The sequence below is a fragment of the Photobacterium leiognathi genome (genome assembly GCF_030685535.1).
GTDB classification, from domain to species: domain Bacteria; phylum Pseudomonadota; class Gammaproteobacteria; order Enterobacterales; family Vibrionaceae; genus Photobacterium; species Photobacterium leiognathi.
Genome location: NZ_CP131601.1, coordinates 3,113,258 through 3,125,736 on the forward strand (window position 1 = coordinate 3,113,258; position 12,479 = coordinate 3,125,736).

The following is a 12,479-nucleotide window of genomic DNA, read 5'->3' on the forward strand; positions in this document are numbered from 1 at the left end:
CTAGGTAAAACTACATCCCAACCATGTTGTTCAGTTCAATAATTGGCATAAGGGTTGCGATAACAATAAACATTACCACCCCAGCCATTGCGACAATCAATAATGGCTCAAATACACCAAGCGCCATATTAACGAGCGATTCAAAATCGCGATCTTGGTTATCTGCCGCGCGCGTTAGCATTTGCTCTAACTCACCACTTCGCTCACCACTGGCGATCATGTGTAGCATCATCGGGGGGAACAATTTGGTTTGCTCTAGCGATACACGAAGACTTCCCCCTTCCCGTACATTATCTGCCGCTGCTAAAATCTTCTTATTTACATATGTGTTCGTCATGACATCGGATGCGACTTTCATTCCATCCAATAATGGAATCGCACTTGAGGTACAAATCGAAAGAGTTCGCGCAAAACGAGAGGTATTCAAACCACGCGCCACTTTACCAATCACAGGTAAACGCAAAATGCCGTGATCCCACTTCATACGGTAGTTAGGTTTCTTCAAAGCGGTTTTGATCAACACAATAATGGCAACGATCACCAACACTACAATCAAGCCCCACTCTTGAACAAAATTGCTCGCCACTAACAACACTTCCGTTATCGTTGGCAATTGCTGCCCCATTTGTACAAACTGATCAACAATTTTAGGCACCACGGTTGCCAGCAAAAAAGCCACCACAGAAACTGCTACCAAGGTCAGCATGATTGGGTAAATCATCGCTTGTTGCAGCTTACTGCGCATTTGCTGACGGTTTTCAGTGTAATCGGCTAGACGGTTTAAAATCGTATCTAAGTGACCCGATTTTTCACCTGCCGCCACCATGGCACGAAACAGCTGATCGAAAATATGAGGAAACTCCGCCATGCTATCGGCAAGGGTGTAACCTTCGACAACCCGTGAACGTACAGCCAATAAGATATTCTTCAAGCGAGGCTTTTCATTTTGCTCTGCCACCGCTTTTAAACACTCTTCTAATGGCATCGATGCTTGTACCAATGTCGCCAACTGTCGAGTGATCAACGCCAATTCATTGGTACTAATGCCACGTTTTAAGGTGAACTTCTTACTCGCCGTATTTTTGCTGCGGCCCTGACCTGAGGTTTGATTGACCTCAATCGGTACCATGCCTTTTTCACGTAATTGCTGACGCACTTGACGCGCGGTATCGCCCTCAATGACGCCTTTTTTCTGTCGGCCTTTGGCATCTAACGCTTTATATTCAAATGCCGCCATTAGCCCTCCTTAGTTACACGCATCACTTCTTCAAGTGTGGTGATCCCTTGGCGAACTTTACTCAAACCATCATCACGAATACTTGGCGTATTTTGACGAACATACTTTTCAATGGCTTGCTCGCCTGCCTCACCATGGATCAGCTCTTGAACTTGCTCATCCACCAGCAACAGCTCGTGAATACCAGTACGGCCACGGTAACCTTTGTGGTTACAGTGCTCACAACCACCCGGCTTATACAGCGTTAATTGATCGGCTTCCGTGAGATTAAACAGTTTCTTCTGCTGCACATCTGCCTCATAAGGCTGACGACAGTCAGAACACAATGTGCGAACAAGACGCTGTGCCAATACACCAAGCAGCGACGATGACACCAAGAAGGGTTCAATCCCCATATCACGCAAACGAGTAATAGCACCTACCGCAGTATTGGTGTGAAGGGTTGATAACACCATGTGACCCGTTAATGACGCTTGAACGGCAATTGCTGCTGTTTCTAAATCACGGATCTCACCAATCATCACCACATCTGGATCTTGACGAAGGATGGCACGTAAACCGCGAGCAAACGTCATATCCACTTTGCTGTTCACTTGGGTCTGTCCAATACCATCGATATCAAATTCAATCGGATCTTCAACAGTTAAGATATTGCGCTCTGCACTATTAAGCTCTTGCAAGCCAGCATATAGCGTGGTGGACTTACCAGAACCTGTAGGATCGAGTGACCAAGATGATGCCATGTGGACGTTCAATGATTTTTCTAAACGACGCATGGTTATTAGGTGTCATACCCAGGCTATGCAGATCAAGACGGGTTGCATTTTTATCGAGAAGACGTAATACCACACGCTCGCCGTGAGAAGATGGCATAGTCGATACACGCACATCCACTGCACGACCGCCGATACGCAATGAAATACGACCATCTTGTGGAATACGTTTTTCTGCAATATCAAGCTTTGCCATTACCTTAATACGCGATACTAACAACGGCGCCAGTTTACGGCTCGGTTGTAGTACTTCACGTAACATGCCATCGATACGAAAACGGATCGACAGCACTTTCTCAAAAGTTTCAATGTGAATATCAGAAGCACCTTCTTTAATTGCCTCTGCCAGCATGGCATTGATCAATTTGATGATTGGCGCATCATCTTCCGATTCCAACAAGTCTTCAGTTTCAGGCAACTCTTCAGCAAGAGAGAAGAAGTCATCACTGTCAGAACCTAAATCTTGCATTAGCTGACGCGCTTCCGATGAATCACGTTGATAGGCTTCTGTTAACTTTTGCTCGAACTCACTTTCACTTAATGCAATGGGCGTAAAACAGCAACCAAGCACACGACGGACTTCAGCAAGTACCGCAGCAGAAAGTTGTCCACTGAAATAGAGTTGCCAGCCTTGCTCAGAAGCTTCCACCACCACATGATGACGTTTAGCAAATGAGAAGGGGAGTCGGAACGTTATCGTTGATTCTGCTTCTAATAACCCATCAGCCATTATTTTTGCTCCAATTGAGAAACAAAAGCGCGTACTTCAGCAGGAAGATCCATGTCATCACCGTACTTAGGTAGTACAGGCATTTCAGTATCCATTAAACGCAAACCTTTATCTGCTTGGTATAACTGCTGAGCACGAATGTAGTTATATTTACGCTGGGTTAAGCCATCAGCACTCATGCCGTCACGTAAAATCGTTGGACGAATAAATACCATCAGGTTAGTTTTTTCTATTTGATCGTTGGTTGAGCGGAATAGCGCACCTAATACAGGAATATCACCTAAAATTGGCACCTTCTGCTCAGATTCAAGAGTCTTTTCTTGCATCAAGCCACCTAACGCAATCATATTGCCATCTTTCACTAATACAGATGTGCTTAGTTCGCGTTTATCAAAGCGAATATCTACAGCTCCATTTGCATCGGCAACTTGAGAAACGACTTGCTCTATTTTCATTTGAACAGAATCGCCTTCATTAATTTGTGGTGTCACTTTTAGCTGGATACCGACATCTTTACGCTCAACCGTAGTAAACGGGTTATCGTTGTTCGAGCCCGTTTGTGAGCCTGTAGTAACCGGTACCTCCTGACCAACCGAGAGATTCGCTTCTTGGTTATCAAGTACAGTAATATTTGGAGTCGATAGAACGTTCACATTTCGGTTGGCTTGTATCGCCGTCACCAATGCAGTCCAATCTCCCATTGTAATTGCAGCCGCAGCCCCTTTGACTCCCCCAAGAAAAGCAGCCAGTGGTGCTAAGTCACCACTTTCCGTTGTTATAATTGGCGGTAACGCTTCTCCTGTATCAGGATTAGTACGGTTTTGAGTCGTTACTTTATCTTTTGCTTGCTCTTGCGCTGAAAGTAACCCGCCGATAGGCGCGCTCGTATTACCAAACTGAATAACACCGCCGTGAGAAGATCCAAACTGGACACCTAAATTCACACCGTCACCTTCTTGCACTTCAACAATCATGGCCTCAATGTGAACTTGCGCACGACGAATATCTAGCTGTCCAATAATTGACTCTAGTCGGTTCATCACATCACTTGGCGCAGAAATAATAAGTGCATTCGTCTCTGGATGCGCAGAAATCATTACTTCATCTTTACTTGAACCGCCTTTTGCCGCTTTAGGTTTATTACTCTTATTGGCTGCTTGAATGTTTTCAGACACGCCTTTAAGGACATCGACCATATCTTCAGCTTTGGCATATTTCAGATAGATAACACGGCTATTACCATTTGCCGCCATTTCCTTATCTAGCTTATGAATGAGTGCTTTAAGGCGTTCACGGACTTTAGGATCACCTGAAATTAAGACTGAATTTGTTCGCTCGTCGGCAACCACTTTCGGGATCAAAAAACCTGGTGTTGATTTTGCATCAGCACTTTTATTCAGCGCTTCTACGATACGAACCATTTCAGCAGCAGAGGCATTATTTAGCGACACTACAGTTATGTCTTTATTACCCGCACGATCAACACGCTCAATAATTTCTGCCAAGCGATTCACCACTGCCGCACGACCAGTGATCATGATAATATTGGCGGGATCGTAGTGAACCACGTTACCCGCACCAGCATTATCGTTAAGTTGTCGCAGTAATGGCGATAATTCACGAACAGAGACGTTCTTGACAGCAATAACCCGAGTTACTACCGCATCACCGGGAAGGTTACTATCACTAGAGCCCACAACTGGGATTGCAGAAGTTTTCGCATCTTTGTCTCGAATAACTTTTAATATGCCATCTTCCATTTCAACCACAGCAAAACCGTAAACTTCCAATACATTTAGGAAAAAGCTGTAGTACTGTTTTTCATTCAACAAATCATAACTACGAACGTTTACTTGGCCTCGAACCGCAGGATCGATAATGATAGTTTTATTTAAAGAGCGCCCAACAATATTGATGAACTCTTGAATATCTGTCCCTTTAAAGTTAGCGCTTAACTCGTCCGCCATAGCTGAGCTGCAAAATAAGCTCCCTGCTAGCCATAGGGCGGTTTTCCCCATAAATTTTTTCACAAAAAACTCCTGCGTTTATCGCATATTTATTTCAAGCTTGGCATTGTTAATTATTGCAGCTCAATATGGATATCGTGTACTTGACCGTCACGCTCAACTGTCAATGTAAAATCTGTAGCTGATGAAAGCTCTGCCCATAATTTTGCCATCACACTTGGATCTGTCAGGCTATTTCCGTTAATACCAACAGCTAAATCGTTTGGCTTTAAGCCCACCGCGTCAAATAAAACGCGATCTTTGCCCGGGTTAACTCGGTACCCTTCTACTTCATCGTTTTTTTTCACTTGCGACAAACGAATATAACTAAATAGAGATTGCGGCTGAGCCAAAATCTTTTTCTTTATTTCGGCTAATTTACTGTCATCGCCTTTCGCAGCAATGCGCTCTTCTTTAGCTGGTGTTTTATGCTTCGCTTCATTTGGTTTAGAGAATTTTAACCCATCTAACATGACAGTTTCATCACGCCCATTATTACTAATCAACACACGATCGTTATAAACCGCCTTTAATGTGGCACGTGTACTATCAATAACTTCATTTACACCGTAAGTATTTTGCTTACCATTGTTGGTAATAACAGCAAAAGCAGATTTAGGATCAGAGCTTGCCAATACACCAACAAGTTTTAGATTTAATCGGCTTTCGGGCGCATCTTGCTTTACTATTTTTTCGACAGGCTTAGGTTGAGCGCTATATTTGCCAAACAAATTCATCGACAATAAATTTCCAACATTAATGTCTGACTCAGATGCGCTCACCTGGACTAATTTTGCTTGCCATGGCGCTATTGAAACTGGCGGAGCTAGCAACATCCACATAATACGACCTGATATCCACGCTAAACTCACCACTAGAATAAAAGTCAGTAGTCGAGTAAGTGCACGTTGAGAAATTGAAGGCTTCATGGGTAACCATGTGAGTACTTGCATAGTGGAAATCCATTTAATGAATATCTGGTATTACAAAAACGATGATAAAAAAATTATAGTTTTTGAAATTATATGATCTCTATTAAAAAGCTAGAATACTATTCATTATTTGTAAAAAAGGTAAATGAAATAATAGACTACCGATTATTTGCAATAATTTCCCAATTGATGATTGAAAACCCCGATTAACATCACCATTTATATAGCAATAAGTGATAGCTGACGCTATTAAGACATTGTGATATTTTATCGCCCCTTTAAATAAAGGAACCGTTATGGGTCAAGCGACATCAGAACCTAAACAGGTTCGCCTTGATAAATGGTTATGGGCTGCCCGCTTTTATAAAACTCGCTCCGTTGCTCGTACAATGATCGACGGCGGTAAAGTGCAATATAACGGCCAACGCTCTAAGCCAAGCAAAATGGTTGAAGTGGGCGCGGAAATTAAACTGCGCCAAGGTAACGATGAAAAAACCGTTATCATTGAAAAGATCTCTGATACCCGCCGTGGTGCACCGGAAGCACAATTGCTGTATCAAGAAACAGCACAAAGTATTGAATTACGGGAACGCCATGCTCAGATGCGCAAACTCAATGCTTTTGATAATCCGAGTCCGATCAAGCGACCAGATAAAAAACAACGTCGCGACATCATGAGATTCAAAAACATCAACACATCAGAATAAAAGGTTGCCAGCCTTTATCAATTCTCGTTGGAAGTAGCAAAGTGCTTTATATCAAGTAAGCCAAATGCTGGACACCATGAGTATTTATCCTGTTCATTTAAATACTGGTTATAACGCATTTAGATGCAATACCGAACATGATGCAAGGTTGGCACCACAGCTGGAGACAAAGAGAAAATGACCAAAGATTATTTAAACCGTTACCTATTTGATGGCGTGTCAGTACGTGGTGAATTAGTACAGCTTGGTAATACTTACCAACAAATCATCTCAAGCACAGAATACCCAGCACCTGTAAAAAACCTACTTGGTGAACTACTTGTAGCAACAAGCCTACTAACTGCAACGCTGAAGTTTGAAGGCTCTATCACAGTACAAGTTCAAGGTGACGGCCCTGTAAGCCTTGCTGTTATTAATGGCGATCAAAACCAAAACCTTCGCGGTGTCGCACGTTGGGAAGGCGATGTTAAAGAAGGTAGCTCTATCCACGATTTAATGGGTAAAGGCTACATGGTGATCACAATCATCCCAACCCAAGGTGAACGTTACCAAGGTGTGGTTGGTCTTGAAGGTGACACACTTGCTGAATGTTTAGAAGCGTACTTTAAAAACTCTGAGCAGCTAAGAACACGTATCTGGCTACGTACTGGTGAATTTGAAGGTCAACCAAAAGCAGCTGGTATGTTGCTACAGGTAATGCCTGACGGTCAGGGTAGCGAAAGTGACTTCGAGCACCTAGAAACCATCACTGATACCGTGAAGAACGAAGAGCTATTTGGTCTAGAAGCACAAGATCTGTTGTACCGTCTATACCACCAAGAAGAAGTGAAAGTATTCGAACCACAAGAAGTGAATTTTGAGTGTGGTTGTTCTCGTGAGCGTAGTGGTTCTGCCGTGATCAGCCTACACCCAGATGAGATTGAAAAAATCTTAGCCGAAGAAGGTAAAGTATCACTTCATTGTGATTACTGTGGTACTGATTACGACTTCGATAGCATTGATATCGCTGCACTTCGTGAAAACGCAACAGAAGCTGACGACAACCAAGTGCATTAATTCTAGCTTCATATTAAGCATGAAACATAATTACAAAACCGACATAACAGCCTGTTTTTTTATACCTAAAAACCAATGTTATTCCCATCCTCTGAAAGTTAATCACTAAAAACCGCTGCTTTTTTCACCAGAAATAATAATTCTACCCTCTAGCTTTATCGTTTAACCGCCCTGTAAACTAACTAAAAAACACCAAAATCACATTTTTAATAACCTCATTTAAAATATGGTTATTTTATGATGAATATCCCTGATTTAGCCCTTTGTGGTTGCTAGCATGGTTAATAGTTAAACAACATCTTACCCAAGGAGCGCCAATGAGCACGATGTGTGTCGATAATAAGGTTGCAACAAACATGGATTTATCCCAGTACGGTATACTCAATGTTACAGATGTTATTCGTAATCCTTCTTACGAAATGTTATTCGAAGAAGAGACGAAAGCAGAACTAAAGGGGTTTGAGAAAGGCATTGTCACTGAGTTAGGTGCCGTTGCTGTTGATACAGGGATATTCACCTATCGTTCGCCACAAGATAAATTTATTGTGAAAGATGACACCACGAAAGATACCCTATGGTGGTCAGATCAAGGCAAGAACGATAACAAAGCCTTAAGCCAAGATACTTGGAACGATCTGAAATCACTCGTAACAACACAACTGTCTAACAAGCGTCTTTTTGTGGTAGATGGATATTGTGGCGCTAACCCTGATACACGATTATGTATTCGTGTGATCACTGAAGTGGCTTGGCAAGCGCATTTCGTCAAAAATATGTTTATTCGCCCTACCGAAGCAGAACTCGACAACTTCGAGCCCGACTTCGTGATCATGAACGGTTCGAAATGCACTAACCCTAAGTGGCAAGAGCACGGTATGAACTCCGAAAACTTCACAGTTTTTAACCTATCAGAAAAAATGCAATTAATTGGCGGTACTTGGTACGGCGGTGAAATGAAAAAAGGTATGTTCGCTATGATGAACTACTTCTTACCGCTAAAAGACATTGCCTCTATGCACTGCTCCGCCAACATGGGTGAATCAGGTGATGTTGCAATATTCTTTGGTCTATCAGGCACAGGGAAAACGACCCTATCAACGGATCCTAAACGCGCCTTGATCGGTGATGATGAGCATGGCTGGGACGATAACGGTGTATTCAACTTCGAAGGTGGTTGTTATGCCAAAACCATCAACCTCTCAAAAGAAGCTGAGCCTGATATCTACAATGCTATTCGTCGTGATGCGTTATTAGAAAACGTGACGGTGCGCTGTGATGGCTCTATCGATTTTAATGATAACTCGAAGACAGAAAACACCCGAGTGTCTTACCCGATCTATCATATCGATAATATCGTTAAGCCTATTTCAAAAGGCGGTCACGCTAATAAAGTCATTTTCTTATCAGCAGATGCATTTGGCGTGCTACCGCCAGTATCGAAACTGACACCAGAGCAAACCAAATACCACTTCTTATCCGGCTTTACAGCAAAACTTGCGGGCACAGAGCGTGGTATTACCGAGCCAACACCAACCTTCTCTGCCTGTTTTGGTAATGCATTCCTGACTTTACATCCAACTCAGTACGCAGAAGTTTTGGTAAAACGCATGGAAGCCGCAGGCGCTGAAGCCTACTTGGTTAATACCTACTGGAATGGCACAGGTAAACGTATTTCGATTCAAGATACCCGTGGCATTATCGATGCGATTTTAGATGGCTCGATTGACACTGCGCCAACCAAACAAATTCCAATTTTCAATCTCTCCGTACCAACAGCACTACCAGGGGTCGATCCTGAAATTTTAGATCCTCGCGATACCTATACCGATCCATTGCAATGGGAAAGTAAGGCAACAGATCTTGCTGGTCGCTTTATCGCTAACTTTGATAAGTACACCGATACCACAGAAGGCAAATCCCTTGTTAAAGCAGGACCACAGTTAGACTAACGAACAACACCAAGCCCCTAACCTTAGGGGCTTTTTCTATTTCTTTAACACCACACTATGAGGTTGTACTAAAACCAAACGAACATCGCTTGCCAACCTAAAGTATTTGCGCCAACCTCATAATAGATAATAATTATTTTAATACCGTTTATGAGTTTTCAAGGATCGAACTATGCGTTGGATAGCCAAAGTCATTGTCACGTTATTACTCCTGTGTGGCCTATCTTTAGCTGTCCTCATTACGCTATTACAAACCCGTCATGCCACGCCTATCATCAACCATGCATTGGCCTTGATCTCAGATTACCAATTAACGGATACCGACATTCAATTCAACATTCAGCGTCCATTGGAAGTCACATTGAACAATCCAACACTGACAGAAAATCAAACTCCGTTACTGTCAGCTAAACGCATCACATTGTCGCTATCACCTCGCTCTTTTGCTTTAAAACAAACCATCTTTGCGAATGTGGTGATCAATGGCATTGAAATGGATGCACAACAGCTCAGTGCTTTTAAACATTTATCCGATATATCCATTGATCGCCTGGCGATAAATGATCTCAACCTCAACACAGCCAACATGACAATCACGCATGCTCAGCTGCAGCTTGATAACTGGCAATATCGCAGCACCAATTTACCTTGGTGGAAACAATTTGATGGTGCCTTTCAATTAAGTGCGCCAGAAATGACATGGCATCACCTCAACCTTAAAAACGTACTTTTAAATGGTCAAAAGGCTCAGCAGCAGTGGCAGTTATCGGGGTATTCTGGTCAGTGGCACACCGCAAGCATTAACGGACAGGCAAGCTATGACGAGCGCTCTCAGCAACTAACACTTGATCAAATCACTATTACCCAATTACACCTGCAACAATCACAACCACTGCCAGCGTGGGAGCAATGGATCATTGATGCTACCCCTATTGAGCACATCGTAATCAAACGTGCCGATATGCTTGATACCAGCATTGAACAAAGTACATGGGCTGCTGATAACATTAACTTATCATTAGAAAATTGGTCATGGCCGCAGAGCTATTGGGAACAAGATGATGCCTACCTATCGGTAAGTGCAACCAATGCTAAATGGCAAGATATTGTCTTCGAGCAACCAATCATCGATTTACACTTCACACCTGAGCTAATATCTAGCCAAGGTATCTCAGCCCAATTGCTTAGTGGTTACATGCGTATCGACGGTGCATTGTCACCTGATGCCATCAAGCTAAAAGCGCTTACCTTGTCAGGTTTAAAGGGGCTACTTCCACCGCATTGGCGAGAGAAAGCACTCGCATTGGTATCGAAACTTTCTACGTTCACCATTGATGATGTCGATATTAATAATCTACAACTCACTTCCACCGATACCACACTGCCTTTCCAGCTAGCGGGAATTAATATCGAAGGGAAAAATACGGTGTTAAAGCAAAATCAGAAATGGGGATTATGGCAAGGAGACATTCACGCTAGCCTAGGGTTTGCTAGTATCAATCAGATCATTTTTACCGATCCGATTGCTGAGATGAGTAGTCATAATGGCGATTGGAAAATCAATAAGCTCGTTGTACCTTTCACTGATGGCATGCTAACCGCTGATGGTGAAATTCGATTAGCAGCCAAAGGTAAGCCTTGGCAATTATCAGTAACCAATGACAGCGTACCAGCCAATGTGATTTACCGTTGGCTACGACTACCGTTGCCATTAAATGGTGCGATAGATGGCACTATGAAAGCACACGGCCTTGCTGACAACCAGCGCAGTTTTAACTACAGCCTTTCAGGACAAGCAGATCTAAAATTTAGAGAGATCCAACTAGATAATATTGCGCCAACTCAGCTGCTCTCAGAGTGGAGCAAAAAAAGCGATTTGTTAGGAACAATTTTGCCAAAATACAGCAGTGACATTGCCAATAACAACCAAGCATTGACTGTGTTGCCGCTACATATCACAGCAGAGCGAGGTAAGATCACCGTGCCAACTTGGCTTGCCAGTAATGACAACTTTAGTTTATCGCTTTCAAGTCACTGGGATTTAGCAACGCCAAAACAACAGCAACTCGAATGGATATTAAAAGAAGGTTGCCAACAACTGACACGTCGCAGGCAAGCAGATCAAAGAGAAGTGAATTCGTTTTCAACATGCAGTGGCAATATTAAGTAAGTGCCAGTAAAAGATGAAGCAATGTTAGTACCACTATAAACATTCACATCAATACTGATCCGCCCTTTACGTCCTTTGGCTAAACGATCGATATCACCGCGTAAATTCTCAACCGTACTGACGGCTTTGGGTCGCTCTGTAACGGGAGAAGAATAACGAATATGGCTATCAACTAAGACGATATTCCCTTCCAAACCACGCTCTTTGAGTAATAGCCAAATAAAGCCCCAACCCGCCAGCGTAGCCATAGTGAAGATACTACCAGCAAACATAAACTCATTGGGATTTAGATTAGCATTAAACAGTGCGCTAACTTCGAAACGATAACCCGTATATTGGTTGATTTTAATCCCCATCTTATCGCTGATCGGAATTTGCTGTTGCCATAAAGTCTGCAATTCATGACACCAATCAGGATGGCGAACCACTTCATTCAGTGGCTCTAAATGTTTAAGCATTTGCTGATGACGAACAGGACCGCGTTCGTCACTTAGCTCACCTTCACTGGCAAAACCATTTTTTAAATAAAACGGAATCGCATCTTCGCGCGCATTACACACCATACGCTTCGCGCCATCTTGACGAGCAAGCGATTCCAGCGCCATTAAAATCAAACCGCCAAGACCATGATGGCGTACTTCAGGATCAACCGCCATAAAACGCACTTGTCCTTCATTATCAGGCGTTAAATACAAACGCCCAATTGCCACCACCTGATCACGGTTATTGATGATCATACGATGCTCACTCAAATCATCATATGCATCACGCTCAGAGCCTTTTGGCATCTGCCAAGGCTCGCGTAGCATTCGCCAACGAAAATGGTAATAGTTCGCCAGTTGCTCATCTGTTTGAGGCGTCACGAGTCGAAACATGAATTCCCTCTCTTTCCATTCTCGGTTTGGAGTGTTTGCTTATT

8 protein-coding genes and 1 pseudogene are annotated in these 12,479 nt (G+C 43.0%); 4 read left to right on the forward strand and 5 right to left on the reverse strand.

What is annotated here, in order from left to right; genetic code table 11:
- Positions 1-10: 10 nt before the first annotated feature.
- The 4 genes and pseudogenes from gspF to gspC form a co-directional block, all read right to left on the reverse strand.
- Positions 11-1,237: a type II secretion system inner membrane protein GspF gene (gene gspF / locus Q7674_RS21130; protein WP_045064492.1), complete on the reverse strand. Its 1,227-nt coding sequence runs from the start codon at positions 1,235-1,237 to the stop codon at positions 11-13.
- Positions 1,237-2,740 (reverse strand): annotated as a pseudogene (gene gspE, locus Q7674_RS21135) (type II secretion system ATPase GspE). The gene gspF and the pseudogene gspE overlap by 1 nt, the downstream one beginning before the upstream one ends.
- Positions 2,740-4,770, reverse strand: coding sequence for a type II secretion system secretin GspD (gene gspD, locus Q7674_RS21140; RefSeq protein WP_023931336.1), 2,031 nt, complete (start codon positions 4,768-4,770; stop codon positions 2,740-2,742). The pseudogene gspE and the gene gspD overlap by 1 nt, the downstream one beginning before the upstream one ends.
- Before the next feature lie 50 nt (positions 4,771-4,820).
- Positions 4,821-5,699 carry a type II secretion system protein GspC gene (gene gspC, locus Q7674_RS21145; protein ID WP_023931335.1) on the reverse strand — a complete coding sequence of 293 codons (879 nt, stop codon included), beginning with the start codon at positions 5,697-5,699 and terminating at the stop codon, positions 4,821-4,823.
- A gap of 275 nt (positions 5,700-5,974) precedes the next feature.
- Between gspC and hslR the strand changes: the two genes are divergently transcribed.
- The 4 genes from hslR to Q7674_RS21165 all read left to right on the forward strand — a co-directional run bounded on the left by hslR (position 5,975) and on the right by Q7674_RS21165 (position 11,560).
- On the forward strand, positions 5,975-6,385 hold the full coding sequence (gene hslR / locus Q7674_RS21150) for a ribosome-associated heat shock protein Hsp15 (protein ID WP_008985951.1): 411 nt from the start codon (positions 5,975-5,977) through the stop codon (positions 6,383-6,385).
- 177 nt (positions 6,386-6,562) lie between these two features.
- Positions 6,563-7,441: an Hsp33 family molecular chaperone HslO gene (hslO, locus tag Q7674_RS21155; protein ID WP_045064488.1), complete on the forward strand. Its 879-nt coding sequence runs from the start codon at positions 6,563-6,565 to the stop codon at positions 7,439-7,441.
- Between the two features lie 356 nt (positions 7,442-7,797).
- Positions 7,798-9,390: a phosphoenolpyruvate carboxykinase (ATP) gene (gene pckA, locus Q7674_RS21160; RefSeq protein ID WP_439788133.1), complete on the forward strand. Its 1,593-nt coding sequence runs from the start codon at positions 7,798-7,800 to the stop codon at positions 9,388-9,390.
- A 172-nt stretch (positions 9,391-9,562) separates the two neighbouring features.
- The gene (locus tag Q7674_RS21165) at positions 9,563-11,560 is read left to right on the forward strand and encodes an AsmA family protein (protein ID WP_045064485.1); all 1,998 of its coding nucleotides are present in this window, start codon (positions 9,563-9,565) and stop codon (positions 11,558-11,560) included.
- Here Q7674_RS21165 and Q7674_RS21170 read toward each other — a convergent pair.
- Positions 11,512-12,435, reverse strand: coding sequence for a bifunctional GNAT family N-acetyltransferase/hotdog fold thioesterase (locus tag Q7674_RS21170; protein ID WP_008985955.1), 924 nt, complete (start codon positions 12,433-12,435; stop codon positions 11,512-11,514). The two genes, Q7674_RS21165 and Q7674_RS21170, sit on opposite strands and share 49 nt — an antisense overlap.
- Positions 12,436-12,479 lie beyond the last annotated feature (44 nt).

Bases quoted from the DNA above. Each gene is read 5' to 3' on its own strand.
- Q7674_RS21170 (WP_008985955.1), bottom strand. From the start codon at position 12,435: ATGTTTCGACTCGTGACGCCTCAAACAGATGAGCAACTGGCGAACTAT.
- pckA (WP_439788133.1), top strand. From the start codon at position 7,798: ATGGATTTATCCCAGTACGGTATACTCAATGTTACAGATGTTATTCGT.
- hslO (WP_045064488.1), top strand. From the start codon at position 6,563: ATGACCAAAGATTATTTAAACCGTTACCTATTTGATGGCGTGTCAGTA.
- gspC (WP_023931335.1), bottom strand. From the start codon at position 5,699: ATGCAAGTACTCACATGGTTACCCATGAAGCCTTCAATTTCTCAACGT.
- hslR (WP_008985951.1), top strand. From the start codon at position 5,975: ATGGGTCAAGCGACATCAGAACCTAAACAGGTTCGCCTTGATAAATGG.
- Q7674_RS21165 (WP_045064485.1), top strand. From the start codon at position 9,563: ATGCGTTGGATAGCCAAAGTCATTGTCACGTTATTACTCCTGTGTGGC.
- gspF (WP_045064492.1), bottom strand. From the start codon at position 1,237: ATGGCGGCATTTGAATATAAAGCGTTAGATGCCAAAGGCCGACAGAAA.